The organism is Trinickia sp. EG282A (genome assembly GCF_040965455.1).
Lineage (GTDB): Bacteria > Pseudomonadota > Gammaproteobacteria > Burkholderiales > Burkholderiaceae > Trinickia > Trinickia symbiotica.
This window is the reverse complement of record NZ_JBFRCC010000003.1, coordinates 513,472-539,762: the sequence shown is the minus strand read 5'-3', so window position 1 is coordinate 539,762 and position 26,291 is coordinate 513,472. Positions and strand designations below refer to the sequence as shown.

Below are 26,291 nucleotides of genomic sequence, written 5' to 3'. Positions count from 1 at the left end.
TCGATGGGTTGCGCCTGCTAATCCGCCGCTGGCGTGAATTTGAGGTGAGGCTTGAGGTCAGGATTCGAGACCGCCAACAAATTCAGCGTCGCCGCGCCGAATCGGCGCACAAACTCATCGTCGAGGTTGTAGCTATAGTCGGCAAGCGGAAGCTCCATCGGGAAAAGACGCTGAGTGACCGCCAGCACGCGTTCCACTTCGAGTGTGTACGAAATCAGCGCCTGCTTCTCCTCTGACCACATAACCACCACACATTTTTTTTCGGGATGCTTAACCATCAGTAGCCTCGACACTGTTGATAGTTCATGAAGGCGCGTTGAGAGCAGGCGTCCATAAATCGAGCCCCGCCCATCGCGGCCCGATAGGCCGTGCATTCCTCCATATCTCTTTCGTACTGCTCGTAGCATTCTGCCTCGTCGGCCTCGCTGATGCCGCGCGCCGCAATGTTCGCCGAGTCCTCCGATTTAAAAGCGCGGCCGACATCGAATGCTTCTGCATTCCCCAGAGGCGTGGTCTGCTCGGTGCCTTGAGCGGTCGTTGCAGCCGCGCCGCCAGCGTCGCCTGCTGTATTACCGATAACGCTCTGAATGTATTTGATCAGATCGTCAGCGCTAACGTCGTCGTAGCTTTGCATCCAAGAGTGAGACGCAGGAGCAGAAACCGCGTCACTGAGCGTCGCGGACGTGCGACTTCCGCGCTCCGCCATCTCGGCGAACGACAGTCGAGATGGCTCGATTGCGGTGCTGCGCCGCGTCGGCTGAGGCGCACTGACGCCGGCGCCCGAACGCGCCGTAGCACGCTCTATCACGACCATCACTCTGCCGCTCTTCACTGCTGACCGAAGCAAGGCGATTGTATCGCTCGGATTCACACCGGGTGGGTTGTATGCGACATGGAGCCCGAGTTGCCGGAGGTATTCGCGCGCCTGATGGATTGAGCGCGTCTGCGGCCAGCGCCGCAAGAATTCGTCCGCGTCCCGCTGTTGCTTCACGGCAGGTACCCGCGAGTCAGCTCGCTCGGAAAGCATTGCTTGGTCGCCGAAACCCAATTCGATTTTGACTGAGGCCATCGACCAATGTCCTCTATGTGGAACGAGATGCGAAAATCGTAGCATCCCCGCAGCGAGACAAAGCTGTATGGTCGACCTAAATGAGGCCACTAATCTACATTCCGGGCTCCATTGGGCCAGTACGCCCGGCTTGCAAGGAACTCCGCCTGAATCGTTCGGCCAGAATACTCAATTCGCATCTTGTTCCTCTGAGTGCTTGAGAATGGGCACGGAATTTTTGTATTGGTGCCGCGATCAGCATCAAAAATTTCTTGCTATCGCTTTATGCGGCTCAGAACGTCGACTGACGCGATGCCATCACAGTGCGCTAATCGGCGAACGGCGTGCGTCATCCCCAATTCCGACGCCGAAGTCGTTGAACGGACGGGGAAATCTTCTGTGTTACCTCCGGGTGGTCACGGCCGGCAACAGGAAAAAGCAGCGTTCTGCTAAGCGTTTGGCTTGTGACTCTTTGTTTATCTAGTTGTGACCGGCCTCGGAGTCTCGCTGCGCCGTTGAGCAATACCGCTTTGAGGCCGCTCCGCGTGGCTGCGTTACTCTAGTTACCTCTTTCCGGAGCCCAAATTGCGGCGGTCCTCTGACGATCCTTGTGCTCGGCAGCGCCGTTGATCGTCGTATCGGCGACGTGCTGAACGCGCGTCATGTCACTACGACAGACTTACGCCAATCGCCCGGAATTTTTTAAAAATCAAGGCATTAGACCGTAATTCTGGTGCCCGGGACCGGACTCGAACCGGCAAGCCTTTCGGCGGCGGATTTTCATCACACTGCATCTTTCGATGCCGGCTTTGATCACGCGGTCGCGTCATCGCCGTTCGTGCGCTGGACTATGCCTTCGCCATCGCGACAGACAGCACGTGTCTGCCTCGCCGCATTAGGCGCCCCCCGTCTAGTCTCTACACCTTCCGCGACGCGCGCGGCGACAACCGCGTGCGACGGGCTTGGCTCGGCGTTGCCTCGGCACGATCGCGCGCGCTTTCGCTCTCGCGAAGCGTTGCACGAATGTGAGCCAGGGGGTTCGCCGAATTTGAAGGGTTCTACACCGACCGTTTCCGGCCGGGCACTCAAACGCTTTAAGTCCGCTATGTTTACCAATTTCATCACCCGGGCAGGGTGGACGCGATTCTACCATCGGTCGAGCGACCATCATGCACCTACGCGGGCTACGTTAAAATGGCCGCCGCCCAAGAACGCGACCCCTTCATGAAGAAACCTTCCATTGCATCGTTCTGCTCCGTGCTGCTCGCCCCGTTTTTGATAGCTGGCTGCTCGCTCTACAAGAATCCGAGTGCTTGCGAGGCGCGAATGCGCGAGACAGTCGCTCGGAATTTGCCGAACGACGAGCTTTCGGTATCGCACGTCGGCGTGGGAATCCGCGGCTCGCGCGTGGTGGTGGAGGGCACGGTCGAAGGACCGCCTGTGGCGGCATCGGCGGCCACTGCGGCGAGTGCACCCATCGCAGCTTCCGCGCCAACCGCCACCTCGTCGGCTGTCGCTGCGAAGTCCAAGAAAATAAAGCGTCCCGCCGCGGCGGAATGCCTCTTCGACGGCGAGTCGTTGACGTCCATGCGTTGGTTCAATCCCCCGGAACTAACCGCGTCCTCCGCTGGCGCCGCGTCCGCTCCGTAACCAAGCAACGCCAACCGGAGGCTCGCGCGCAACAGCCTTGCCTAGTCCAGGAGCGCCCCGACCAACCACACAGACGCGCGGCAATCGAAGCATCGACACCGCACACCGTGCCCGCCCCACGGTGCTAGCATCATCGCGTCGGCCACCCACATGACGGAGGCAAAAATGGACGGCTTCGTGAGACACCGGATAGAAGGCGTATCGGTCGACGTCGAGGTCATCCCCGCCGCGCCGCAAGGGTTCACGGCCCGCTTCAGGATTTTCGGCGATGCCGGCGATGAGCCGGACTGGCATGCCGTTCACCTGACGCAGGGGCCGTTCTCAACGCGTCGGCAGGCCGAAGAGGCGGCGAAATCAGCCGCACTCACGCGAATTCTCGAGCACGGATCGCAGGGACATTAACGGCGAGCGCGACCGCATCGGCGGATGAGCTTGCAGTCCTCAGGAGAGCGAAGAAAACGAGGGAAGCGGCAGTCGCGAAATATAGGGGAACCCGCGATTTTGCACACGGGTCCCCGGGACCGGTAAAATGCGCGGCTGATCCACGGCGATGCGACCGTGGCACGAAAGCGGAAGGATTCCCTCGACATGACTGATCTTCGTTTTACCTCGCGGTTCGCAGCCCTCGTTCTGGCCGGAGGCCTCGTGGCTGGCTGCAGCTCGCCGTCGCCCACGCAGGTCGACTACAAGAGCGATTCGAAGTCGAAGCAGGCCTCGCTCGCCGTGCCGCCGAACCTGCTCGAGGAAACGTCCGATCAGCGTTCGCTGCCTCCGCAAGGCGGAGAAGCCTCTCTTTCTTCGCTGCAGAAGGTTCAAAAGGCGGCGCCGCCCGAAAACGCCGTCATCCCGCCTGTTGCCGGCATGCATCTTCAGCGCGATGGCAGCGAGAGCTGGCTCGTCATCGACAACAAATCGCCCGATCAGGTCTGGCCGCAGGTGCGCCGTTTCTGGCAGGAGCAGGGCTTTTTGCTCGTCGTCGATCAACGCGACAAGCATGTGATGGAGACCGACTGGAACGAAACGCGTCCGCAAGTGAACCAGGGCCTGATCCGCAATACGCTCACGAAGGCCATGGGCAACTCGTACGTGGCGGCCGAGCGCAACAAGTACCGCACGCGCCTCGAAGCGTCCCCGAACGGCGGCACGTATGTCTTCGTCAGCCAGAAAGGCATGGGCGAAGCGCTCGAGGGCGTCCACAACGATTCGACCAAGTGGACGCCGAAGCCCAACGATCCGGCACTCGAAATGGAGTATCTGAAGCGAATCATGGCGACGCTCGCGCTGGCCGATTCGCGCGGCGGCTCGGCCGGGCAGCAAGCGGCGAACGACTCGGCTGCAAGCCCCGACGCCACCAAGGTTGCCGCCGATAATGCAAACACGAAGAGCGATGCGAAAGCCGCGGCCGTCGCTGCGCAAAATGTGACGCAATCGGCGCAATCGGGTCGCGGGCCTGGCGCTGCGATGGATGTCCAGGATGCGCTGACGGAGCTGACGCTTTCCGAGCCCTATGACAACGCATGGCTGCGTGTCGGTATTGCGCTCGATCGAAGCAATTTCACCGTTGACGACAGAGACCGCACGCGTGGCCTCTACTTCATTCGTTACGTCGACCCGAAGGACCTGAGCTCGGAGGAGCAGGGCTTTTGGAGCCAGGTCTTCCACGGCCACAAGGAAAAGGTCGCGAAGGTCTACCGCGTCAACGTTCGTGCGATAACGCAGGACCAGACGCGTGTCGCAGTCGTGGACGACAAGGGCGCCGTCGATTCCTCGGCGCCGGCGAAGCAGATCATGGCGCTGCTCGTCGACCAATTGCGTTGATGACTGACGGCGGCTTCACGCCGCCGCAGATTCGATCATCCCGGACCCGCCGCACAGGCGGGTTTTTTCTGGTCGCCAGCCGTCTTCCGCCGACATACAGCCCGTTGTGTAATGTCTATGCGATGCCTCTCAACGAAATGCGAATTCCAGCGTATTTTTATCGATAGAGATTAATATCGCATTGGAGGTTGCTGCGGTTTTCAATTGGTCATTTCACGGGTGCATTTTTGCTAAAGTAAATCGTCTTGCTACCTGCATTCGCAAGCGATGAGGCGACCAAGCCATCCGTGAACCAGCCACAGCGATCCTCACGGTCGTGCAACCGCTCCGTGTCTTCGCGATGTCACGTGACGTTACGCCGTAACACGCGCGTACGGCGCGATGCGCGCACAGCGCACCACAGCCTTTTTTCCTTTACGAATCAGCGGCTTCGGGTGCCGCACACCGCTTGGCACACAAGCTGCTCTTTCAGCCCCCAACCAGCAAAACACCGGGGAGGGCGGAGGGCTGAGCTCGATTGGCTTAATGCGGCAACGGCGCTCAGACGATAAAAGGCCGGTGATTAGAAAGAACTCCGAACTATTTCGCGGTCCGGTCTTTCAACGATCATGGCTCACGCGTGACGCGTAAGAGCCCCGCTGGCCCCGTCGCCTATCCTCGTAGGGCGACGGTTTCGCCCGCGTTCTTCGGAACGCGGGTCTTTTTTTGGCACCGAAAGGGAAGCGCGGAGTGGACGGTCTCGTTCGAAGACCGCCTCCTCAATGCGCCGAGTTCGGCAGATCGAGAATCAGGATAATGGTCCAATCCGCATCGCCATCGTGATGGTATTGCCGTTCCACTACGACGAACGGCTGCTGCTTGCCCGCCGGTCCCAAAAAGAGCACGTCGCCTTCCATCGGCAGGCATTCGATCGGCGGCAACGCGAGAAATGCGTCTTGCGAGCCTCGCGGCATCAGCTTTTCGATCTTGCGAGAAGCGGCCTCGGTCCATTCGATATCGAGCTGGATGTTGCTCATTGGGTCCTCCGCACCGAAGTGCGCTTGTTGAATTGCGGGAAATCGTCGGAGCGCGACTTTAGCATACGGGGTTTTGGGCGGAAGCCGATAAAAAAGCCGAAGCCGGCGGAGCCGGTTTCGGCCTTATCAAGACGCTGTTACTCGAGTGCCTGTTGCGACGCTGACTCCGATCTCATGCGAAGCACGGGCGGCGCCCGCATAAGCGCGCTCGTCAACGCCTCACTCGGATTTCGGCGCGGCCTTGTGGTGATGGCGCATGCCCTTCTCGTGATGCATCGTCTTGTGCGCGGGCATCTCCTCCTCGGGCTGCTGTTCCTGTTGTTGCTGCAGTGCCTGCGCGCGTTGTTCGACTTCGGCGGACTTCGCCGGATCCGTGCTTACCGTCACGCCGCCTTCTTGCGCGTACGCGGCGCCGGCCAGCACCGAGAGGGAAACCAAGACAGTCAGGGACACTTTGTTCATTATTTGCCTCCGTGCGATGAAGTGGATCGATCGTGATGGCCCGACGCTGCGGTCCCGCGGGACACTGAATTCTATCGGGCCTCTTTCGTTGCCGGGCTTTCATATGCGACAAAAGCGACGTTTCGTAACGTGCTGTTACATATGATTGCCGCTACTCGTCACTATCGGTCAGTCTTCCGCAATCATCAGAACGCGCGATTCTTCTAGAACCAGCCGAACGCGCGATAGACATGGAATTGCGCGCGGCCGATCACCTCGTGTAAAGCGATGTTCGCGTTGACGAGATTGGCGAGGCGAGGAATAACGCCCGTCCTATTCTTGCGTGCATTCGAAACGACCGGCTGCGGGGCGAGGCCGAAGCGATCGAAATCGAGCATGGCACGCTGCATCTGATACGCGGATGTGACGAGTATCAACGAGTCGTAATGTTTGGCGCGCAAAATTCGGGCCACGTGCTCGGCGTTCTGATAGGTGTTGAGGCTGGTCCTCTCGAGCAGCAGATCGCTGGGTGCGACCTGAAGGCGCAGCAGATAGGGCGCGTAGTTGTCGGCCTCGCTGGTCTCGTGTCGTTGGGGATTGCCGCCGCTGACGATGACCGTGCATTGCGCACTCGGCGCGCTGCGTTTGCAGGCGTCGTAGAGCGCTGCGGTTTTTGCAATGCGAATGAGGGCGTCGGGCTTCGGCACGAGCACGCCTTCATCGTTGTGCTCGGTGCCCGTTCCTAGCACGACGATGACGGTGTCGTGACCGAAGCGGACGTGCGGCGTGTTTTGCGCGCCGCGCTGCGCCCAATCGAGGAGCGGGTTGGCGAGCCAGCCCGCCGCGAGCAGCCAGAAAACGGCGGCTGCCGAAACGGCGACTGCGATGCGTGCGCGGCGCCAAAGTAGAAAAAGTGCGAAAAAAAGCGCGAATAAAGTGAATACGATCAATTCGGATGCGGTAACGTATGGGTTCTGGATAGAAGAGCGAGCCGGCACCTGCGCCGGTCGCGGCGCATCGGACAACGTCCGATTGCGGGGGGCCGCGACAGCTCCGAATCTCGAGTTAGCGATAATACGGCGGCGACTGGTGGGAAGGGTTGCCGCCGCGATTCATTGCCGGCGCTTTAGGCGGCGGCTCGGCCACGGCTCCGCCGTGACCGTTCTGCATCATATCCGTATTTGAATGAAGAAAGGGTCGAGATGACCATGTATTCGAACGAAGCGGTACTCGAGGCTCTGCGTCGTGTTCAATATCGTCAGGTTCCATGGGCGCGTCGCCCAGGTGTCTTCGAGTATCTGCGCGGCCTCGGTTTAATGGAAACGGCGCGCCAGCGCACCGTTTCTCCCGGCGCTGGCTTTCATGCGCCGGTCGACATCGCCGTCTTGACCGAGCGGGGTCGCGCGGAATTTGCCCGGCTCGCCCGCGAGGAGCGGTCGGTTGCCTGGTCGTCGCACCGGGCCGATGGTTACGTTTGCCGGGCCGAATTGGCGCTCTAGCGCTGTTCTCACCTCGTTCAGAGTCGATCGAAGCTCGCGCGAGCGTTGACTTCGACGCCTCGCCGTGGCTGATCGTCCTCAGCGTTCTCGCGCGGCCTGAAAAAAAAGCCCGTACCCTTTCGGGCACGGGCCGTTACCGGTGCATTTCTGCTGCCACGCCGTGGTCATGGCAATTACTCCGACTGGCTAGCCGCGCGGCGGTTCCCTGCGTTTGCGGCTTCTTGCTCGCAGAAACGCCGAATGCCCTCCGCGCTGAATGCGCGGCGGTCGCTCAACGCGCGTTTTGCCTGGGTCTCATCGGTGGAGGTGGCCGCTCGTTGCCGCCGCGTGGCGCCTCCGGGTGCGAACGTACGTTGTTGACGATGTCCCCGCGCAGATTGCCGCGGGGCACGTCGGTCGCGGAGTGACTTCGCTCGCCTGCGCCCGGCTGGCTGGATAATGCGCTGCGAATCGCGGCTGCTTGCGGATCAGCGGCGGCCGCGAGCTGGGCGGTGGCTGCGACGACGAACGAAACGATCGCACCCGAAACCATCCAAGGTGCTCGCTTCATAGTGGCGCTCCAGGCAGAGCCGCCGATGCGGCTCGATTGCATGGAATCACCCTACGCGGACGCGTCGTGCTCCGCTGTAATGATTCGTAAATGGATGTTTCGCCGGACGGCGACGATCGAACGCGCATCGCCTGCCGTCCGGCGGCGAACCTTGCCGGCAGCGGCGATGCGACTGAATGAGGCTGGAGGGTGGAATCAGGCCATTTTGACGGGGGCGCGCCACGATTCCGGATTGGTCCAGAACGCGCCGCGCAGGCGGTCGCGGCTCGGCGGCGCGGGCGGCTTGACCGCCGCCGTGCCGATGCGGCCGCGCAGCGAGATCTGGCGTCCGCAGCCGCTGAGGCGCTTCACGATTTCGGCGAGCGTGCCGTCGGCCTGCCACTCGTCGAACCGGCGCCGACACGTCGGCGGAGAAGGATAGCGGCCCGGCAGCTTCGACCAACCTTCACCCGTCGAGAGCACCCAGAGCACGGCGTTGACGACTGCGCGCGCTTCCACGCGAGGGCGTCCGCGCCGCTCGGCCCGTGCCGGCTCGGCACAGAACAACGCCTCGACCAGCGCCCATTCGTTATCTCTCAAATCGTCGAACAGCATCATGTCCTCACCTCAGCGAAACTAACCCCGGTGCGCCGCCCCGCGCCGCGCACTCCCGAGACATTCGATGTACGAACGTCCCACGAGCCGGCTCTTGCCGCGAACGATCGGGTCGCGGATCATGCCGGCGTCGCGCCGAGCAACGCAGGAAGCGTGCCACTTATGAAGCAAACGCCGTAAAGCCGCGTCGCATCAAGCCCGACGGGATGTCAGCTAGGCGCGTATCTGACTTCAAAATGCGTGCCCCGAAAATCAGGGCAATCACCAATCTTGTGCGGTCAGCCCGTCGCGGGTGCGCGCGCGCTCGAATATTGCGACGCCGCAAGCAGGGTGGGCGACGCATCGCCGCGGTCGCCGTCAGCTTGGTGAAATGGAGAGACAGCCGGCTCGAAGACGCCTTTGCGCTTGCAGCATGGGAGCGACTCGGGCGCTGCGTCGAAAAATATCGGTCGGCGCTTCGAAGAGAGGTTTTGACGGCAGGCGCGGGCGCCGCCGGAGCGGAGATTCGCGCGGCAGGCGCGTGCAGTGGCACCGTGGTGGCGTGGTGCGGCACGGTATCGGCATTGCGGCGTTCGGCTTCCCCCGTTTACGGAGCCTCGGATTTTGCGTAAGATGACGTTCAATCGCGCGGCGACTTCCACGGAATACCGCCGCCCCGTCCGGCTGGGCATGGTTCGATTGCTGTCCGATTCGCCGCCCCCCGGTCCGTGCTCCCATCAATATGACCGATCAAAATCGGGCGAGCGCGTCTTCAGTTCCATTTCGTCTGTTTGATCCGGTTCTTTGACCACACAGGGTCTGGCCTAGCTGCATGAATACCCAAGAGGCGAAGATCGTCCTCGAGACTGCTTTGATTTGCGCGCACGAACCGCTGAAGGTCGGCGACTTGCGCAGGCTTTTCGCCGACGGCGTTTCGGCGGATACGGTCCGTGCGCTGCTCGAGGATTTGAAGAACGAGTGGTCCGGCCGCGGCGTCGAACTCGTCGCGTTGGCGTCGGGCTGGCGCTTCCAGAGCAAGCCCGCGATGCGCGGCTTTCTCGACCGCCTGAATCCGGAGAAGCCGCCGAAGTACTCGCGCGCCGTGCTGGAGACGCTCGCCATCATTGCCTATCGGCAGCCCGTCACACGCGGCGACATCGAAGAGATTCGCGGCGTCACGGTGAATACGCAGGTGATCAAGCAGCTCGAGGATCGCAACTGGATCGAGGTCATCGGGCATCGCGATGTGCCGGGGCGACCGGCGCTTTACGCGACCACGAAGCAGTTTCTCGACGATCTCGGCCTGAAAGCGCTCGACGAGCTGCCGCCGCTCGAAGACCCAGCGCGCCAGCTCGATGCGAGTCCGCTCGCGCAGCATGCGATCGACTTCCCGAACGACGGCGCCGACGGCGGCTTCGGTGGGGAGACCGCCGAAGGTGGAGAGACCGCCGAGGCGCCGCTCGATGCCGCGCAAGAAGATCAGCAAGAGGATCCGCAACAAGCCGAGCACGGTTCGTGCGACGTTGCCCCGGGCACGCCGGACCAGACCGAAGAGGCTGCGTCGCAAAACGACGATGACGACGCTAGCGCCGCGCAGGATGCGGTGGACGCGGGCGTCGGCGAATTGGGCGAGCGTGCACATCTGCTGCACGTGGTCGAGCCGCTTCCGGTCCGTATGAAACACGACGATCCCGCCGGCGGTGCGGACGAGGATGACGATACGTTCTCCGATGACGAAGCCGAATCGCGCCGTGCGTGATCGCCGCGAAATTTTTTCGCGCCCGAGACGGGCGCGCGCCATCTAACATCGAGGTTGTTTTGACTGATACCCACGATACCGAATTGTCCGCATCGGGGCATGCCGTCGAAGCCGCGGGCCGCGAAGAGGCGCCCGGCGCGCACGAGGCGCAGGCTGCCGGCGAGCGCGAACCGCACGCCCAAATCGCGGAAGCGGGCGATCAGGAACGCCCGCGCCGCGGGTTGCGGCGCGGGCCGCGCAGTTTGATCGCGCGTCGGCGCGCGGCGGCGAAGACGAAGGGCGAGCAAGGCGCGCAGGCGCAGCCCGCCGAGGCGGCGGAAGCCCCCGAGACCGAAGGCGACGCCGCGCCTGCGCAGGCCCGCGGACCGAAGAAGGGCCCCGGCAAAGGCGGGCGCAACGGCACGGCGCGCCGGCCCGAGCGTGCGCCGGCCGAGGAAAAGCGCGGGGACGCGCCCGGCGCCGAGGACGATCTTTTCTCCTACGTGACTTCGCCGGCTTTCGATGCCGACAACAGCACGACGGGCGGCGTGCGCGCGCCGATGCTGAGGCGCGGGCGGCCGGCCCCGGGCAAGCGCGTGCTCGCGCCGGACGACGACGCGCCGAAACTGCACAAGGTGCTGGCCGAGGCCGGCCTGGGATCGCGCCGCGAGATGGAGGAGCTCATCGTCGCGGGCCGGGTATCGGTGAACGGCGAGCCCGCTCACATCGGGCAGCGGATCATGCCGACCGATCAGGTCCGCATCAACGGCAAGCCGGTCAAGCGCCGGGTGCAGACAAAGCCGCCGCGCGTGCTCATCTACCACAAGCCGGCCGGCGAGATCGTGAGCCATGCCGATCCGGAGGGGCGTCCGTCAGTGTTCGACAAGCTGCCGCCGATGAAGAGCGCCAAGTGGCTGGCCGTCGGCCGTCTGGACTTCAACACCGAAGGTCTGCTGATGCTGACGACCTCGGGCGATCTCGCGAATCGCTTCATGCATCCGCGCTACAGCGTCGAGCGCGAGTACGCCGTGCGCGTGGTCGGCGAGCTCTCCGAAAGCTCGCGCCAGAAGCTGCTGCAGGGCGTCGAGCTCGAGGACGGGCCCGCCAATTTCCTGCGTATTCGCGACGGCGGTGGCGAAGGCACGAATCACTGGTACCACGTCGCGCTGGCCGAAGGGCGCAACCGCGAGGTGCGCCGGATGTTCGAGGCGGTCGGTCTCATGGTGAGCCGGCTCATCCGCACGCGGCACGGTCCGATGGCACTGCCGCGCGGCTTGCGGCGCGGCCGCTGGGAAGAACTCGACGACAACGAGGTCCGCGGCCTCATGGCGGCGGTCGGCCTCAAGGCGCCAACCGAGGATAAGGGCGCCCGGCGCCCGACGCAGGAGCGGCGCCAGCCGGATCCGATGCAGACGTCGATGGGCTTCATCAGCCGCGAGCCGGTATTGACGGCGCACGGCCGCTTTGAGCAGCCGGGGCGCGGCCCCGGACGGCGCGGGCCCGGCGGCGGCTTCGCGGGCGGTGGCGCGGGCGGCTTCGGCGACGCTCCCCGCGGCTACGGCAACCGTGCCGCCGCAGGCGGGCCCGGCAAGAAGGGGGCACGCCCGCCGCGCGACGTCGACGGCAATCGGGCTGCGCCCGCGGGCGGCAAGCGCAGTTTCGGCGGCAACGCGAACGGCAACCGCGCCGGCAATCCGGGCGGACAGCGGCCGGGGCCGCGCAATCGCACTCGCGGCCGGTAGCAGCCGCCGTGGCGCCGGCAGCCGCCGGCCGGTACCGCCGTTTGCCGCGCCTCGCCGTGCGAGAGCCGGCGCGGGGGCGGGAAGGCGCGCTGAGCGCCGCCCGCCTCACGATCGCGCGCACTGCACCGAGCGCGGCTTGCGGGGCCACTTCGCTTTGCAAGCAATCTCAGAAAATGCTAGAATCACAAAGTCGCTGGGCGTACGGCTTCACTTGTGCGGCTCAGGTGGCGACCACCGGTAAGAAGATGGGCGTTCAGCCCATTTTTTTTTGGCGTTAAGCGTTGACAATCCGGGTTCGGCATCTCGGGTAGCACGTCTTTCTCCGTGCGCCGGCAAGGCGTGCGGCCCCGTGAGGTTTCGTGTGGCGCGCGCGAACACCTTAGAGGGCACAGTGCAACTGACGGAACTGATAGAAACCACGGTCTCGGGCATGGGCTACGAGCTGGTCGACCTCGAACGGACCGGACGGGGCTCCCTCTGTGTCTACATCGATCAGCCGTCGGGCATCGCCATCGAGGACTGCGAAAAGGTCACGCGTCAGCTCCAGCACGTTCTGACGGTTGAAAATATCGACTACGAACGGCTCGAAGTATCGTCGCCGGGGCTCGATCGGCCGCTCAAGAAGCTGGCGGATTTCGCGCGCTTCGCAGGCAGCGAGGCTGTCGTTACGCTGAAAAAGCCGTTGGACGGACGCAAGACGTACCGGGGCATTCTTCATGCACCGAACGGCGAAACGATCGGTTTGGAATTTGAAGGGAAGGAGGGCGCCGCGATGCTCGATTTCACGCTCGCGGATATGGATCGTGCACGCCTCGTCCCGCACGTTGACTTTAGGAGCCGCAAATAATGAGTCGCGAAGTGTTGATGCTGGTGGATGCGCTGGCGCGCGAGAAGAACGTCAACAAGGATGTCGTGTTCGCTGCGCTCGAAGCCGCCCTTGCTTCGGCCACCAAAAAGCTCTTCGAGGAAGACGTCGACATTCGCGTGCACATCGATCGCGAGAGCGGCGAGCATGAAACGTATCGCCGCTGGCGCGTCGTTCCCGACGAGGCTGGCCTGCAAGAGCCGGACCAGGAAATTCTCCTGTTCGAAGCACGCGAGGAGCAGCCCGAGATTCAGATCGACGAATACATCGAAGAGCCGATTCCCTCGATCGAGTTCGGCCGGATCGGCGCGCAGGCCGCCAAGCAGGTCATTCTGCAGAAGGTGCGCGACGCCGAGCGCGAGCAAATCCTGAACGATTTCCTCGAGCGCGGCGAAAAAATCATGACGGGAACGGTGAAGCGCCTGGACAAAGGCAACTTCATCGTCGAGTCCGGCCGCGTCGAAGCGCTGTTGCGTCGCGACCAGCTCATTCCGAAGGAGAATTTGCGCGTCGGCGACCGCGTGCGTGCCTATATCGCCAAGGTCGACCGCACCGCGCGCGGCCCGCAGATCGAGCTTTCGCGCACCGCCCCCGAGTTCCTGATGAAGCTCTTCGAGATGGAAGTGCCGGAGATCGAGCAAGGGCTGCTCGAGATCAAGGCCGCGGCCCGAGATCCGGGCGTGCGGGCGAAGATCGGCGTCGTCGCCTACGATAAGCGGATCGACCCCATCGGCACCTGCGTCGGCATCCGCGGCTCCCGCGTGCAGGCCGTCCGAAACGAGCTCGGTGGCGAGAACGTCGACATCGTGCTATGGTCCGAAGATCCCGCCCAGTTCGTGATCGGCGCGCTCGCGCCGGCAGCGGTCCAGTCGATCGTCGTCGATGAGGAAAAGCACTCGATGGACGTCGTCGTGGACGAAAGCGAGCTTGCGGTCGCGATCGGCCGCAGCGGCCAGAACGTCCGACTCGCCAGCGAGCTGACCGGCTGGCAGATCAACATCATGACGCCGGACGAGTCTGCGCAAAAGCAGAACCAGGAGCGCGGTCTCTTGCGCGACCTGTTCATGGCGCGGCTCGACGTGGACGAGGAAGTGGCCGACATTCTCATCGACGAAGGCTTCACGAGCCTCGAAGAGATTGCCTACGTGCCGCTCAACGAAATGCTTGAGATCGAGGCGTTCGACGAAGACACCGTCCACGAACTGCGCAACCGCGCGCGCGATGCGCTGCTGACGATGGCGATCGCGAACGAGGAGAAGGTCGAAAACGCGTCGCTCGACCTGAAGAGTCTCGAGGGCGTCGATTCGGACCTGCTGGCGAGGCTCGCGGCGCACCGGATTCAAACGCGCGACGAGCTGGCGGAGCTTGCTGTCGACGAATTGGTCGAATTGACCGGAATGGAAGAGGAAGCCGCGAAGGCGTTGATCATGAAAGCACGTGAACATTGGTTTCAGTGAGTGAACGACTATGACGCACTGAAACGTAAAGCGGCCGCAGTCAGAACGATCTCTGTCATCGCGCACGATCGTTCGCTGTCCCCGAGAGGCTGGCCGCACACCCCGATGCTAACCGCAAGGAATCGGTCCTTGCACTAAGAGGAATGAATGGCGAGTAACAACGTAGCCCAATTTGCCGCGGAACTGAAAATGCCTGCTGGAGTGCTCCTCGAGCAGCTTCAGGCAGCGGGTGTACAGAAAGCGAGTGAAGACGATGCCCTGTCCGAATCGGACAAGGCGCGCCTGCTCGACCACTTGCGCAAGGCACACGGTTCGACCGATGCGGACAAGCGCAAGATCACGCTGACCCGCCGGCACACGTCGGAGATCAAGCAATCCGACGCGACGGGCAAGGCTCGCACCATTCAGGTCGAAGTGCGCAAGAAGCGCGTCTTCGTCAAGCGCGAGGAGCCGGGCGAAGCGGCCGCGGCGGATGTCGCCGGCCAGGCGGACGAAAGCGCCGAGCTGCAGCGGCGTGAGGAAGAAGCCCGCCGCGAAGCGGAGCTGCTCGAGAAGCAGGCGCAGGAATTGAAGGAGCGCCAGGAACGCCTCGAGCGCGAGGAAGCCGAGCGTCAGGCCCGCGAACAGGCCGCGGAGGCCGAGCGCCGCCGCGCCGAGGAAGAAGCGGCGCAAAAACGCGCCGAAGTGGCTGCGCGCGAGCAAGCCGAGCGCAGCGCGGCCGAGGACGAACGCGCCGCGGCCGACGAGCGCGCCGCCGCCGAGCGTGCGGCCGCGGAAGAGCGTGCCGCCGCAGAGCGGGCCGCGCAGCGCGAGGCTGCGAAGAAGGCCGAGGATGCGGCACGCGAAGCTGCCGAGAAGGCGCGCGCCGAGCAGGCGGAAATCGCCAAGCGTCGCGCGGCGGCCGAGGCCGAAGCGCGCGCGATTCGCGAAATGATGAATACCCCGCGCCGGGCCCAGGTGAAGGCGCCCGAGCCGGCACCGGCGGCGAAGCCCGCTGAAGCAGCGGCGAAGACGGCCGAAGGCAAGGGCACGCTGCACAAGCCCGCGCGCCCGGAAGGCGCCGCGGCGTCCCGTCCGGCCGCGCGCAAGGCGGCACCGGGTGCGGCTCAGACGCCCGCTCCGGCGGCTCAGCCGTCCGCGGACAAGAAGAAGCCCGGCGGCAAGGGCGGCTGGCAGGACGACGCCGCCAAGCGGCGCGGCATCAAGACGCGCGGCGATTCGAGCGGCGGTGTGGACCGCGGCTGGCGCGGCGGCCCGAAGGGGCGAGGCAAGCATCAGGAAGCGGCGACGTCGTTCCAGGCGCCGACCGAGCCGATCGTCCGCGAGGTGCACGTGCCGGAAACGATCACGGTCGCCGATCTCGCGCACAAGATGTCCGTGAAGGCGTCCGAGGTCATCAAGATCATGATGAAGCTCGGCCAGATGGTCACGATCAATCAGATGCTCGACCAGGAGACGGCGATGATCGTCGTCGAGGAACTCGGGCACCATGCGGTCGCGGCCAAGCTCGACGATCCGGAAGCGCTGCTCGTCGAAGGCGAGGCGAGCGACGCGGAGCAACTGCCGCGTCCGCCCGTCGTCACGGTCATGGGCCACGTCGACCACGGCAAGACGTCGCTGCTCGACTACATCCGCCGCGCGAAAGTCGCGGCCGGCGAGGCGGGCGGCATCACGCAGCACATTGGCGCCTACCACGTCGAGACGCCGCGCGGCGTGATCACGTTCCTCGATACGCCGGGTCACGAAGCGTTCACGGCAATGCGTGCCCGCGGCGCGAAGGCGACGGACATCGTCATTCTCGTGGTGGCGGCCGATGACGGCGTCATGCCGCAGACGAAGGAAGCGATCGCTCACGCGAAGGCGGGCGGCGTGCCGATCGTCGTCGCCATCAACAAGATCGACAAGCCGGAGGCGAACCCCGAGCGCGTCAAGCAGGAGCTCGTCACCGAAGGTGTCGTGCCGGAAGAGTACGGCGGCGATTCTCCGTTCGTGCCGGTTTCGGCCAAGACGGGCGATGGCATCGACGATCTGCTCGAGAACGTTCTGTTGCAGGCCGAAGTGCTCGAGTTGAAGGCGCCGGTCGAGGCGCCGGCGAAGGGTCTCGTCATCGAGGCGAAGCTCGATAAGGGTAAGGGCCCTGTCGCGACGATTCTCGTGCAGTCGGGCACGCTCACGCGTGGCGACGTCGTGCTCGCAGGCAGCGCCTACGGCCGTGTCCGCGCGATGCTCGACGAAACGAGCAAGGCGACGAAGACGGCGGGACCATCGATCCCGGTCGAGATTCAAGGGCTTTCGGAAGTGCCGGCGGCGGGCGAAGAGGTCATGGTGCTGCAGGACGAGCGCAAGGCGCGCGAGATCGCGCTGTTCCGCCAGGGCAAGTTCCGCGACGTGAAGCTTGCGAAACAGCAGGCCGCGAAGCTCGAGAGCATGCTCGAGCAGATGGGCGAAGGCGAGGTCAAGAACCTGCCGCTCATCGTCAAGGCGGACGTGCAAGGCTCGCAGGAAGCGCTCGTGCAGGCGCTGCAGAAGCTCTCGACCGACGAAGTGCGGGTGCAGATCGTGCACAGCGCCGTTGGCGGCATCAGCGAATCGGACGTCAACCTCGCGACGGCATCGAAGGCGGTCATCATCGGCTTCAACACGCGCGCCGATGCTCAGGCGCGCAAGGTTGCCGAGTCGAACGGCATCGATATCCGTTACTACAACATCATCTACGACGCCGTGGATGAAGTGAAGGCGGCGATGTCGGGCATGCTCGCGCCGGAGAAGCGCGAGGTCGTCACGGGCATGGTCGAGGTGCGTCAGGTGTTCCGCGTGCCGAAGGTCGGCAGCGTTGCCGGCTGTATGGTGACGGACGGTGTCGTGAAGCGTACGTCGTCGGTGCGCGTGCTGCGCAACAACGTGGTCATCCACACGGGCGAGCTCGATTCGCTGAAGCGCTTCAAGGACGACGTGAAGGAAGTGAAGCAAGGCTTCGAGTGCGGCATGTCGATCAAGAACTTCAACGACATTGTCGAAGGCGATCAATTCGAGGTGTTCGAAGTGACCGAAGTCGCACGGACGCTGTAAGCCCGGCGCGCTGAAAGAAGGTTGGGGCGGGATGGGCTTCGTGGCCCGTCCCGCCCGTTGCTTTTGTGGCGGCTGCGAGTCGGCGCGGGCTGCATGAAAACCGGAACGCCGCCGAGTGGCCGAACGGCCGAACAGCCGAGCGCGCATCGATCGAATCAGGAATTGGCATCAGGAATTCGCCATGTCGAAGAAACGTAATACCCCGAACCGCAATGTGCAGATCGCCGATCAGATCCAGCGCGATCTGTCGGAACTCATCATGCGGGAGGTCAAGGACCCGCGCATCGGGCTCGTCACAGTCCAAAGCGTCGAGTTGACGCCCGACTATGCGCACGCGAAGGTTTACTTCACGACGCTCTCCGGCGACCCCGACGCGACGCAGGCGGCGCTCAACCATGCGGCGGGACACCTGCACAATCTGCTTTTCAAGCGGTTGCACATCCACACCGTTCCGACGCTGCATTTCCACTACGACAAGACGATCGAAAAGGCCGTCGAAATGTCGCGCCTCATCGATCAGGCGAACGCGACGCGTGCGAAGGACGACTGATCTCGCACGCTCCGCCCTCGCCATGAACCAACCTCAACGCCCGCGCGTGCCGCGCCGCGCGCTCGACGGCGTACTGCTGCTCGACAAGCCCGTCGGGCTCTCGAGCAACGACGCGCTGATGGCCGCCAAGCGCATTTTTCTCGCGCAGAAAGCCGGTCATACTGGAACGCTCGATCCGCTTGCGTCGGGTCTGCTGCCGCTTTGCTTCGGTGAGGCGACGAAGTTTTCGCAGGACTTGCTCGACGCCGACAAGACCTACGAGGCGACGATGCGCCTCGGCATTCGCACCTCGACCGGAGATGCGGAGGGCGAAGTGCTCGAAACGCGCGCGGTCGTCGATGTCGACGACGCTTCGCTTGCGGCCGCGTTTGCGCGCTTTCGCGGCGAGATCGTTCAGGTGCCGCCGATGCACTCGGCGCTAAAGCGTGACGGTAAGCCGCTCTATGCGTATGCGCGGGCGGGGCAGGTCGTCGAGCGCGAGGGCCGCACTGTGACGATCCGCTCGCTCGAGGCGCTCGGTTGCGCGCTGCCCGACATCACGTTTCGCGTCACCTGCAGCAAGGGCACTTATGTCCGAACGCTCGCCGAGGATATCGGCGAAGCCCTCGGCTGCGGTGCGCATCTCGTCGCCTTGCGGCGCACGGGCGTCGGCGCGCTGACGCTCGAGCATGCGGTGACGCTCGACGCGTTGTCGATGATGGAAGCCTCCGCGCGCGATTCAGTGCTGCGGCCCGTCGACGCCTTGCTGTCGACGTTCGTGGCGGTTCGGCTGGGAGAGGAAGAAGCGCGGCGCTTTCAGCACGGTCAGCGGCTGCGCCTCGCCGAAACGTCTCAGCTCGTCGGCTCGACAACGGAAGGCGATCCGGCCGAGGGCGCGCGGGTTCGCGTGTATCGGGCCGATGACGGCGCGCTGCTCGGCGTGGCGCGCGCCGTGGCGGGCGTGCTGGCGCCGGAGCGCCTCATCACGGTGAAATAAATCTGAACCGCAGCCCCCAACGCTCAGTACGCTCGTTGAAGGGGCTGTCTCGGTCCCCTCGGTGCGCCGCCTCTGTGCGCCCTAATCAGTGCGCCGCCGATGCCGCCGCGCTGGCGGAGCCGCCGCCGGCTCGCTCCGGCCGTGTGATCCAGATGAGGCCGATCAACACGATAAAGATGACGGCCGACAGATAGAAGAGGTCGTTGACGGCGAGCTGCGCGGCTTGCTGCGTCACGAGCCGATCGAACAGCCCGTACTGCTGCGAAGGATCCGTGCCCGTTGCCGCGCCCATCTGCGCCATCGATTGCGTGAAGGTCGGATCGAACGTGCTCGCGCGCTCGGTCAGTTGCGCGTGATGGAAGCTCGTGCGATGGTCCCAAGCCGTCGTGAAGATGGACGTGCCGATGCCGCCGCACATGATGCGGACGAAATTCGACAGCCCGGAAGCGGCCGCGATTCGATGACCGGGCAACCCGGACAGCGTGATGGACACGAGCGGAATGAAGAACCCGGCCATGGCGATCCCTTGCACGAGCGTCGGCAGTGTGAGCGACCAGGTATCGACACCCGTCGTGTAGCGTGAGCGCATCCAGAAGCAAAGCGCGAACACGCAGAAAGCGGCCGTCGCGATCCGGCGTGGATCCATGCGCGGCAGGAGCTTGCCCGTCAGCGGAGACAGCATGATCGCGAAGACGCCCACGGGTGCCATGACGAGGCCGGCGTCGGTCGCCGTATAGCCGATGTCGGTCTGCAGCCAGAGCGGCAGCAGCACAAGATTGCCGAAGTAGAGCCCATAGCCGATCGAGAGCGCGACCGTGCCGCCCGTGAAATTGCGCTTCTTGAAGAGCGACAAATCGACGACGGGATGCTCGGCCGTCAGCTCCCAGACGACGAAGAACGCGAAGCCGATCAGCGCCGTCAGCGCGAGGGCGACGACCGTCGCCGACGAGAACCAGTCGAGGTCCTTGCCCTTGTCGAGCATGACTTGCAGCGAGCCGACCCATACCACGAGCAGCGCGAGCCCCACCGTATCGATCGGTGCCTTCTTGATGAGCGATTCACGCTTGCGGAAGATCGCCCACGTCGCAATGGCCGCGACGACGCCGACGGGAATGTTGACGTAGAAGATCCACGGCCACGAGATATTGTCGGAAATCCAGCCGCCGAGAATGGGGCCGGCGACGGGCGCGATCAGTGTCGTCATGGACCACATCGAGAGCGCGAGCGGCGCCTTCGCGCGCGGATAGCTCGCGAGCAGCAGCGTTTGCGAGAGCGGAATCATCGGCCCGGCCACGGCGCCCTGAATCACGCGCGAAACGAGCAGGAACGGCAGCGTCGGCGAAAGGCCGCACATCCACGAGGAGACGACGAACAGCACGATCGATGCGAGGAAGAGCCGCACCTGGCCGATGCGATCGGTCAGCCAGCCCGTGAGCGGCACCGAGATCGCGTTGGCGACGGCGAACGACGTGATGACCCACGTGCCCTGGTCCGACGAAACGCCGAGGTCGCCCGAGATGGTCGGGATCGACACGTTCGCGATCGACGTATCGAGCACGTTCATAAACACGGCGAGCGAGACGGCGACAGTGCCGATCGCGAGTTGCGCACCGCTTAGCGGCGGATGCGTGACTTGCTGCTGAGCCATTGCGCTTTCTCTTTCGATAGAAGTTCGTTCGCGCGCTTACATCAACGACGCGCCGCTCGCGACCTTGGCGGCCGTGCCGCGCGCCGCGGGCACCTTCGCTTGCGCGGCCGGCACGTTCGCGTTCGGGCCGGCATTCTCGGCGATGATGCGCGCGATTTCGGCATCCGCCTGATCGCCGTACTTCTTGAATACGTCCGTCTGATAGATCGTGTTCAGCGCATTGCCGAGCTGGCTGCCGTTGTCGTTCTTGATGTCGACGTCGACCTGCATCGAAAGGCCGATGCGCAGCGGATGCGCCTGCAATTCCTTCGGGTCGAGCGCGACGCGCACGGGCAGGCGCTGCACGACCTTGATCCAGTTGCCGGTCGCGTTTTGCGCGGGCAGCAGCGAGAACGCCGAGCCCGTGCCGGCCGAGAACCCGACCACGGTGCCGTGATAGACGACGGACGAGCCGTAGACATCGGCGGTCAGCGTCACGGGCTGGCCGATGCGCATGTGTTTGAGCTGCACTTCCTTGAAGTTCGCGTCGACCCAGAGGGAGCTGAGCGGCACGATGGCCATGAGCGCCGTGCCCGGCGACACGCGCTGGCCGACCTGGACCGAACGCTTCGCCACATAGCCGGTCACGGGCGCGGGCAGCACGTTGCGCGCGTTGTTCAAATAGGCGTCGCGGACCCTCGCCGCGGCGGCGAGCACGTTCGGGTGCGTGGCGATCGTCGTGTTCGCGGTCAGCGCGCGGTTCGAGGCAAGCTGTTGCTGGGCCCCGTCGAGCGCGGCCTGCGCGGCTTTCACGGCGTCGCGCGCGTGCGAGATTTCCTCTTGCGAGACCGCACCCGTCTGCGCAACGGTCAGACGACGGCGCAAGTCGTCCTGCGCGCGCGAAAGATCGGCCTGGCGCTCGGCCACCTGCGCCCGGTATTGATCGTTGTTGACGAAAACGCCGCGAACCTGGCGCACGGTCTGCGCAAGATTGGCCTCGGCCTGCTCCAGCGCGACGCGCGCATCCGCGCCGTCGAGCACGACGAGCGGATCGCCGACCTTGACGTTTTGCGTATCGTCGGCATTGACGGCGATGACGGTGCCCGTCACCTGTGGCGTGATCTGGACGACGTTGCCGTTCACATACGCGTCATCGGTCGCCTCGTGGTAGCGGGCGACGAGGAAGTAGTAGAGGCCGTACGCGATCGCGGCGACGATGATCACGCCGACGAGCAGCAACATCAAAAATTTTCGCTTGCCGTTGCCCGACGGCGGCGTTTGCGCTTGAGTGGGCGCGGCGGTTTGTTGGGTCTCGCTCATGGAAATGCTCTCCGGTTCTCGGGTCTCGCCTCGGGCCTTCAGGCCCTCTTGCTCTGAGGTTCGAGTGGTCGAATTTCAGTTATCGATCTTGGGTTCGTATCGTTCGCTCGTCGGCGACGGGGACGGCCACGCCGGCCGCCTGTGCGTCGAAGCCGCCGCCGAGCGCCTTGATCAAGGCGAGCTGCAGGTCGCGACGCCGCATCTTCAGGTTCGTCACTGTCTGCTCCGCGGCGAGCCGGTTGTCGTCGGCCGTCAGCACCTGCAACTGCGGCGACAGGCCGGCCTTGTAGCGAATCACGGCGAGCCGGTACGCCTCGCTCGACGCGTCGAGCGCCCGCTGCGCATCGCCCATCTCACGATCGATCGCACGGATCGACGCGACTTGCGTCGCCACGTCCGAAAGCGCGTTGACGAGCGTCTGGTTGTAGTTCGCCACGTCGAGGTCGAAATCGGCGTAGCGCCCCTTGAGTTGCGCGCGCAACTCGCCCGCGTCGAAGATCGGCAGGTGAATCGCGGGACCCGCCTGGATCTGGCGGCTTCCGGCCGTCAGAAAGCGGCTCCACCAGAACGTGTCGAAGCCGAGCGTCGCGGCCAGATTGATGTCGGGGAAAAACTCCGCTTTCGCCTCCTTGACGTCGTGCAACGCCGCTTCGATTTGCCAGCGGGCCGCGACGATGTCGGGCCGGCGCGAGACGAGATCGGCAGGCAAATTGTCGGGCAGCGTCACGGCGCCGCCCGGCGACAGCACAGGCTCGGCGATCTGCAGCCCGCGGTCGGGCCCCTTGCCGAGCAGCGCCGCCAACTGATAACGCACCGATGTGATCTGGCCGTCGAGATCGGAGAGGTTGGTCTGGCTCGTCGCGATGTTGCCGAGCGCGGTCTGCTTTTCGACGTTCGTGTCGAGGCCGGCCGTGACGCGCCCGTTCGTGATCGCGCTGACGTCCTTGCGATTGGCGATTTCGCGCACCGCGATGTCGCGCAATGCATAGAGCTGTGCCAACTGGTTATAGGCCCTCGCCACCGACGAAGCAAGCGTGATGCGCGCTTCCTGCAAATCCGCCTCGGCGGCTTTTTCCTGCGAGACGGCCGATTGGAGCCGCGCACGATTCTTGCCCCACAGATCGAGATCCCAGGACGCGCTTGCGAGCAGGTTGTTTTCCGAGAACCAACTTCCGCCGTAGGGCGGGGGATAGAGGGCGTTAGCGGAAAGACGTTCGCGCGTGTACGAATAGCTCCCGTTGACTTTCGGGGAGAGATTCGAGCGCGAGCTCTCGATGAACGACTGCGCCTTCGCGATACGAGCCTGCGCCTGAGCGATCGTGGGATTGCCGTCGAGCGCCTCGGCGATCAGCTTCGGCAACTGCGGATCGCCGAACTGGCTGGCCCAGTCGAGCGACGGCCATTGCCCGCCTTCGGACGGCAGGCTTTGCCGCGTCTCGAAGCTCGTGGCCGGCTGAGGGGTCTTGTCGCTCTTGATGCCGGCGTAGTTGGCACAGCCGGCGAGCACGAGCGCCGCTATCGCCGCGGCCACCCCGCCGCGACGGCCGAATCGACTTGACGAACGCCGAAGAGATGTCATTGCACCGCCTTTTGTTGGAATTGAAGTCATGGACATTGCTCGCCCGTGTTCGCGAGGATGCGTCTCAGCATGGTCTTCAGAAATCCGACTTCCTCGGACGTGAAGCCGGCCAGCGCTTTGTCGGTCACCTCGCCGAAGAGCTCGGGCATGCGCGCCGCGATCGCATAGCCTTCGGGCGTGAGCTCGAGACGCACGGCCCGGCGGTCCTCGCTGCTGCGCACGCGCGAAATGAGCTTGCGCTTTTCGAGGCGGTCGATGAGCCGCGTGACCGCACTCGCATCGATGCCGTAGTGACGGGCGAGATCGGCGGCGAGCTGGCAGCGGCCCGTGCCGATCATGAAGAGCATGCTGCCCTGCGTGCTCGTGATGCCGAGCTCGCTCATCGTACGCTGCGTCACGAGGTTCGAGAGATTCGACTTGGTGCGTGCGAGCAGGTAGCCGACGGCCTCCTCGAGCTGGAAGTCGCATACCACGCGCGGCACGGGGTTCGGCGAATTCGTCATGTCAGTTTTCATGAGATTGCAATAGTTGCCTAGGCATGATTTTAGTCAAAAAAAACCTGCCTCGGCAACTATTTCGTTGCACGAGCACAGCGAGGGACGACCTCCGCGGGCCACCCGGCGCATTAAACGAACGCGGAGAAGGCGTATTCTCGCAGCTCGCGAAAAAGTCTGCTCGCAACTGCGCATCAATGGAGTGGGGTCGGCGGATCACGCCGCAGCAATTCTCATCATCCGAGCGTGCTATACTTTCCAGTTCTCCAAAGTGCGTGCTCAGTCGTGCGCGCCACCTTCAGATCCGCCTCCTATGACTCGCGCCCTCCGCAACATCGCAATCATTGCCCACGTCGACCATGGCAAGACCACGCTCGTCGACCAGCTGCTCCGCCAATCGGGCACGTTCCGCGACAATCAGCAGATCGCCGAGCGCGTGATGGACTCGAACGACATCGAGCGTGAGCGCGGCATCACGATCCTCGCCAAGAACTGCGCGGTCGAATATGAGGGCACGCACATCAATATCGTCGACACGCCGGGCCACGCCGATTTCGGCGGCGAAGTCGAGCGCGTCCTCTCGATGGTCGATTCGGTGCTGCTGCTCGTCGACGCCGTCGAAGGCCCGATGCCGCAGACGCGCTTCGTGACGAAAAAGGCGCTCGCGCTCGGCCTGAAGCCGATCGTCGTCGTCAACAAGATCGATCGGCCCGGTGCGCGCATCGACTGGGTCATCAATCAGACTTTCGACCTCTTCGACAAGCTCGGCGCGACGGAAGATCAGCTCGACTTTCCGATCGTCTACGCATCGGGCCTCAATGGCTATGCGTCGCTCGACCCGAGCGCGCGCGAGGGCGACATGCGTCCGCTCTTCGAGGCGATTCTCGAGCACGTGCCGGTGCGCCCGGCCGATCCCGATGCGCCGTTGCAACTCCAGATTACGTCGCTCGACTACTCGACCTACGTGGGCCGCATCGGCGTCGGCCGCATCACGCGCGGGCGGATCAAGCCGGGCCAGCCGGTCGTCGTGCGCTTCGGCCCCGAAGGCGAACTGCTGAATCGCAAGATCAATCAGGTGCTGTCGTTCAGCGGGCTCGAGCGCGTGCAGGTCGAAGAGGCCGAAGCGGGCGATATCGTGCTCGTGAACGGCATCGAGGATATCGGCATTGGCGCGACAATCTGCGCGCCCGATACGCCGGAAGCGCTGCCGATGATCACGGTGGACGAGCCGACGCTGACGATGAACTTCCTCGTCAACTCGTCGCCGCTCGCGGGCAAAGAGGGCAAGTTCGTCACGAGCCGGCAGATTCGCGACCGTCTGATGCGCGAGCTCAATCACAACGTGGCGCTGCGCGTGCGCGACACGGGCGACGAGACGGTTTTCGAAGTCTCGGGTCGCGGCGAGCTGCACCTCACGATCCTCGTCGAGAACATGCGCCGGGAAGGCTACGAGCTCGCCGTTTCGCGTCCGCGCGTCGTCATGCATGAAGTCGACGGCGTCAAGCACGAACCGTACGAGCTGCTGACCGTCGATGTGGAAGACGGCCACCAGGGCGGCGTCATGGAGGAACTCGGCCGCCGCAAGGGCGAGCTGCAGGACATGGCTTCCGATGGCCGTGGCCGCACTCGGCTCGAGTATCGGATCCCGGCGCGCGGCCTGATCGGCTTTCAGGGCGAATTCATGACCCTCACGCGCGGCACGGGCTTGATGAGCCATGTGTTCGACGAATACGCGCCGGTCAAGGACGGCTCGCTCGGCGAGCGGCGCAACGGCGTGCTGATTTCGCAGGACGACGGCGCGGCCGTCGCCTATGCGCTCTGGAAGCTGCAGGACCGTGGCCGCATGTTCGTGAAGCCGGGCGACGCGCTTTACGAGGGCATGATCATCGGCATTCACAGCCGCGACAACGATCTCGTCGTCAATCCCATCAAGGGCAAGCAGCTCACCAACGTCCGCGCCTCGGGCACGGATGAGGCGGTCCGGCTCGTGCCGCCGATCCAGCTCACGCTCGAATACGCGGTCGAATTCATCGACGACGACGAACTCGTGGAAGTCACGCCGCAGTCGATTCGTCTGCGCAAGCGCTACCTGAAGGAGCACGAGCGTCGCCGTGCGAGCCGCGAGGCCGTGCTCGACTGATCGTCCACGTTTCACGCAACGATGAAGAAAATGACAAAAAGCCGCTCATTGAAGCGGCTTTTTGTCGTTCGAGCGGCACAGTTGTCCCGATATGGAACACCCTTCTGTGCTATGCTGCGCGTTGCTAGTTTTAGGTCCT

General features: G+C 64.1%; 21 protein-coding genes and 2 pseudogenes. 12 read left to right on the top strand and 11 right to left on the bottom strand.

All coding sequences use genetic code 11. From position 1 onward, the window contains the following. Window positions 1–17 precede the first annotated feature (17 nt). Both AB4Y31_RS16925 and AB4Y31_RS16920 read right to left on the bottom strand, forming a co-directional pair. Window positions 18–278 (bottom strand): hypothetical protein, encoded by a 261-nt coding sequence (locus AB4Y31_RS16925; RefSeq protein WP_368674895.1) that lies wholly within the window; start codon window positions 276–278, stop codon window positions 18–20. Then, window positions 278–1,027, bottom strand: coding sequence for a hypothetical protein (locus AB4Y31_RS16920; protein WP_368674894.1), 750 nt, complete (start codon window positions 1,025–1,027; stop codon window positions 278–280). The genes AB4Y31_RS16925 and AB4Y31_RS16920 overlap by 1 nt, the downstream gene beginning before the upstream one ends. A gap of 1,245 nt (window positions 1,028–2,272) precedes the next feature. On the opposite strand from AB4Y31_RS16920, the gene AB4Y31_RS16915 reads away from it, so the two are divergent. The 3 genes from AB4Y31_RS16915 to bamC all read left to right on the top strand — a co-directional run bounded on the left by AB4Y31_RS16915 (window position 2,273) and on the right by bamC (window position 4,516). After that, complete coding sequence (locus tag AB4Y31_RS16915; RefSeq protein ID WP_368674893.1) at window positions 2,273–2,698, top strand: hypothetical protein; 426 nt, start codon at window positions 2,273–2,275, stop codon at window positions 2,696–2,698. A gap of 165 nt (window positions 2,699–2,863) precedes the next feature. Continuing rightward, window positions 2,864–3,100 (top strand): hypothetical protein, encoded by a 237-nt coding sequence (locus AB4Y31_RS16910; protein ID WP_026229303.1) that lies wholly within the window; start codon window positions 2,864–2,866, stop codon window positions 3,098–3,100. A 186-nt stretch (window positions 3,101–3,286) separates the two neighbouring features. Continuing rightward, a complete protein-coding gene (gene bamC / locus AB4Y31_RS16905) occupies window positions 3,287–4,516 on the top strand; it encodes an outer membrane protein assembly factor BamC (RefSeq protein WP_368674892.1) in 1,230 nt (409 codons plus the stop codon). Between the two features lie 758 nt (window positions 4,517–5,274). Here bamC and AB4Y31_RS16900 read toward each other — a convergent pair. From AB4Y31_RS16900 to AB4Y31_RS16890, 3 genes are all read right to left on the bottom strand, one after another. Beyond that, window positions 5,275–5,532, bottom strand: coding sequence for a hypothetical protein (locus tag AB4Y31_RS16900; protein WP_018438737.1), 258 nt, complete (start codon window positions 5,530–5,532; stop codon window positions 5,275–5,277). A 219-nt stretch (window positions 5,533–5,751) separates the two neighbouring features. Then, window positions 5,752–5,994, bottom strand: a complete 243-nt coding sequence (locus AB4Y31_RS16895; protein ID WP_018438736.1) for a hypothetical protein — start codon at window positions 5,992–5,994, stop codon at window positions 5,752–5,754. 203 nt (window positions 5,995–6,197) lie between these two features. Next, complete coding sequence (locus tag AB4Y31_RS16890; protein ID WP_368674891.1) at window positions 6,198–6,923, bottom strand: YdcF family protein; 726 nt, start codon at window positions 6,921–6,923, stop codon at window positions 6,198–6,200. Window positions 6,924–7,175: 252 nt separating this feature from the next. Between AB4Y31_RS16890 and AB4Y31_RS16885 the strand changes: the two genes are divergently transcribed. Beyond that, window positions 7,176–7,472: a hypothetical protein gene (locus tag AB4Y31_RS16885; RefSeq protein ID WP_026229302.1), complete on the top strand. Its 297-nt coding sequence runs from the start codon at window positions 7,176–7,178 to the stop codon at window positions 7,470–7,472. A gap of 271 nt (window positions 7,473–7,743) precedes the next feature. Here AB4Y31_RS16885 and AB4Y31_RS16880 read toward each other — a convergent pair whose 3' ends face one another. Further along, window positions 7,744–8,022, bottom strand: coding sequence for a hypothetical protein (locus AB4Y31_RS16880; protein WP_368674890.1), 279 nt, complete (start codon window positions 8,020–8,022; stop codon window positions 7,744–7,746). 207 nt (window positions 8,023–8,229) lie between these two features. After that, window positions 8,230–8,616: pseudogene (locus tag AB4Y31_RS16875) on the bottom strand (transposase); the annotation flags it as partial. A gap of 811 nt (window positions 8,617–9,427) precedes the next feature. Here AB4Y31_RS16875 and scpB point away from each other — a divergent pair. The 7 genes and pseudogenes from scpB to truB form a co-directional block, all read left to right on the top strand. After that, a pseudogene (gene scpB / locus AB4Y31_RS16870) lies at window positions 9,428–9,994 on the top strand (SMC-Scp complex subunit ScpB); the annotation flags it as partial. 419 nt (window positions 9,995–10,413) lie between these two features. Then, on the top strand, window positions 10,414–12,075 hold the full coding sequence (gene rluB / locus AB4Y31_RS16865; RefSeq protein ID WP_368674889.1) for a 23S rRNA pseudouridine(2605) synthase RluB: 1,662 nt from the start codon (window positions 10,414–10,416) through the stop codon (window positions 12,073–12,075). Window positions 12,076–12,466: 391 nt separating this feature from the next. After that, a complete protein-coding gene (rimP, locus tag AB4Y31_RS16860) occupies window positions 12,467–12,922 on the top strand; it encodes a ribosome maturation factor RimP (protein ID WP_018438728.1) in 456 nt (151 codons plus the stop codon). Further along, window positions 12,922–14,397, top strand: coding sequence for a transcription termination factor NusA (nusA, locus tag AB4Y31_RS16855; protein WP_368674888.1), 1,476 nt, complete (start codon window positions 12,922–12,924; stop codon window positions 14,395–14,397). Before rimP ends, nusA begins: the two co-directional genes overlap by 1 nt. 147 nt (window positions 14,398–14,544) lie before the next feature. Beyond that, window positions 14,545–17,466 (top strand): translation initiation factor IF-2, encoded by a 2,922-nt coding sequence (gene infB / locus AB4Y31_RS16850; protein WP_107149532.1) that lies wholly within the window; start codon window positions 14,545–14,547, stop codon window positions 17,464–17,466. A gap of 181 nt (window positions 17,467–17,647) precedes the next feature. After that, window positions 17,648–18,016, top strand: coding sequence for a 30S ribosome-binding factor RbfA (gene rbfA / locus AB4Y31_RS16845; RefSeq protein WP_107149531.1), 369 nt, complete (start codon window positions 17,648–17,650; stop codon window positions 18,014–18,016). A 22-nt stretch (window positions 18,017–18,038) separates the two neighbouring features. Next, window positions 18,039–18,992: a tRNA pseudouridine(55) synthase TruB gene (truB, locus tag AB4Y31_RS16840; RefSeq protein ID WP_368674887.1), complete on the top strand. Its 954-nt coding sequence runs from the start codon at window positions 18,039–18,041 to the stop codon at window positions 18,990–18,992. Window positions 18,993–19,077: 85 nt separating this feature from the next. On the opposite strand, the gene AB4Y31_RS16835 is transcribed toward truB, so the two are convergent. The 4 genes from AB4Y31_RS16835 to AB4Y31_RS16820 form a co-directional block, all read right to left on the bottom strand. Next, complete coding sequence (locus AB4Y31_RS16835; protein WP_018438723.1) at window positions 19,078–20,640, bottom strand: DHA2 family efflux MFS transporter permease subunit; 1,563 nt, start codon at window positions 20,638–20,640, stop codon at window positions 19,078–19,080. A gap of 36 nt (window positions 20,641–20,676) precedes the next feature. Then, on the bottom strand, window positions 20,677–21,939 hold the full coding sequence (locus AB4Y31_RS16830) for an HlyD family efflux transporter periplasmic adaptor subunit (RefSeq protein WP_368674886.1): 1,263 nt from the start codon (window positions 21,937–21,939) through the stop codon (window positions 20,677–20,679). Window positions 21,940–22,018: 79 nt separating this feature from the next. Next, on the bottom strand, window positions 22,019–23,518 hold the full coding sequence (locus AB4Y31_RS16825; protein ID WP_368674885.1) for an efflux transporter outer membrane subunit: 1,500 nt from the start codon (window positions 23,516–23,518) through the stop codon (window positions 22,019–22,021). Between the two features lie 26 nt (window positions 23,519–23,544). Further along, a complete protein-coding gene (locus AB4Y31_RS16820) occupies window positions 23,545–24,021 on the bottom strand; it encodes a MarR family winged helix-turn-helix transcriptional regulator (RefSeq protein ID WP_051089957.1) in 477 nt (158 codons plus the stop codon). Window positions 24,022–24,325: 304 nt separating this feature from the next. Between AB4Y31_RS16820 and typA the strand changes: the two genes are divergently transcribed. Beyond that, the gene (typA, locus tag AB4Y31_RS16815) at window positions 24,326–26,152 is read left to right on the top strand and encodes a translational GTPase TypA (protein ID WP_368674884.1); all 1,827 of its coding nucleotides are present in this window, start codon (window positions 24,326–24,328) and stop codon (window positions 26,150–26,152) included. Window positions 26,153–26,291 lie beyond the last annotated feature (139 nt).

Excerpts from the sequence above, each read along its gene's own strand:
- AB4Y31_RS16925 (WP_368674895.1), bottom strand. The coding sequence starts at position 278 with ATGGTTAAGCATCCCGAAAAAAAATGTGTGGTGGTTATGTGGTCAGAG.
- AB4Y31_RS16920 (WP_368674894.1), bottom strand. The coding sequence starts at position 1,027 with ATGCTTTCCGAGCGAGCTGACTCGCGGGTACCTGCCGTGAAGCAACAG.
- AB4Y31_RS16915 (WP_368674893.1), top strand. The coding sequence starts at position 2,273 with ATGAAGAAACCTTCCATTGCATCGTTCTGCTCCGTGCTGCTCGCCCCG.
- AB4Y31_RS16910 (WP_026229303.1), top strand. The coding sequence starts at position 2,864 with ATGGACGGCTTCGTGAGACACCGGATAGAAGGCGTATCGGTCGACGTC.
- bamC (WP_368674892.1), top strand. The coding sequence starts at position 3,287 with ATGACTGATCTTCGTTTTACCTCGCGGTTCGCAGCCCTCGTTCTGGCC.
- AB4Y31_RS16900 (WP_018438737.1), bottom strand. The coding sequence starts at position 5,532 with ATGAGCAACATCCAGCTCGATATCGAATGGACCGAGGCCGCTTCTCGC.
- AB4Y31_RS16895 (WP_018438736.1), bottom strand. The coding sequence starts at position 5,994 with ATGAACAAAGTGTCCCTGACTGTCTTGGTTTCCCTCTCGGTGCTGGCC.
- AB4Y31_RS16885 (WP_026229302.1), top strand. The coding sequence starts at position 7,176 with ATGACCATGTATTCGAACGAAGCGGTACTCGAGGCTCTGCGTCGTGTT.
- AB4Y31_RS16880 (WP_368674890.1), bottom strand. The coding sequence starts at position 8,022 with ATGAAGCGAGCACCTTGGATGGTTTCGGGTGCGATCGTTTCGTTCGTC.
- nusA (WP_368674888.1), top strand. The coding sequence starts at position 12,922 with ATGAGTCGCGAAGTGTTGATGCTGGTGGATGCGCTGGCGCGCGAGAAG.
- infB (WP_107149532.1), top strand. The coding sequence starts at position 14,545 with ATGGCGAGTAACAACGTAGCCCAATTTGCCGCGGAACTGAAAATGCCT.
- rbfA (WP_107149531.1), top strand. The coding sequence starts at position 17,648 with ATGTCGAAGAAACGTAATACCCCGAACCGCAATGTGCAGATCGCCGAT.
- truB (WP_368674887.1), top strand. The coding sequence starts at position 18,039 with ATGAACCAACCTCAACGCCCGCGCGTGCCGCGCCGCGCGCTCGACGGC.
- AB4Y31_RS16835 (WP_018438723.1), bottom strand. The coding sequence starts at position 20,640 with ATGGCTCAGCAGCAAGTCACGCATCCGCCGCTAAGCGGTGCGCAACTC.
- AB4Y31_RS16830 (WP_368674886.1), bottom strand. The coding sequence starts at position 21,939 with ATGAGCGAGACCCAACAAACCGCCGCGCCCACTCAAGCGCAAACGCCG.
- AB4Y31_RS16825 (WP_368674885.1), bottom strand. The coding sequence starts at position 23,518 with ATGACATCTCTTCGGCGTTCGTCAAGTCGATTCGGCCGTCGCGGCGGG.
- AB4Y31_RS16820 (WP_051089957.1), bottom strand. The coding sequence starts at position 24,021 with ATGACGAATTCGCCGAACCCCGTGCCGCGCGTGGTATGCGACTTCCAG.
- typA (WP_368674884.1), top strand. The coding sequence starts at position 24,326 with ATGACTCGCGCCCTCCGCAACATCGCAATCATTGCCCACGTCGACCAT.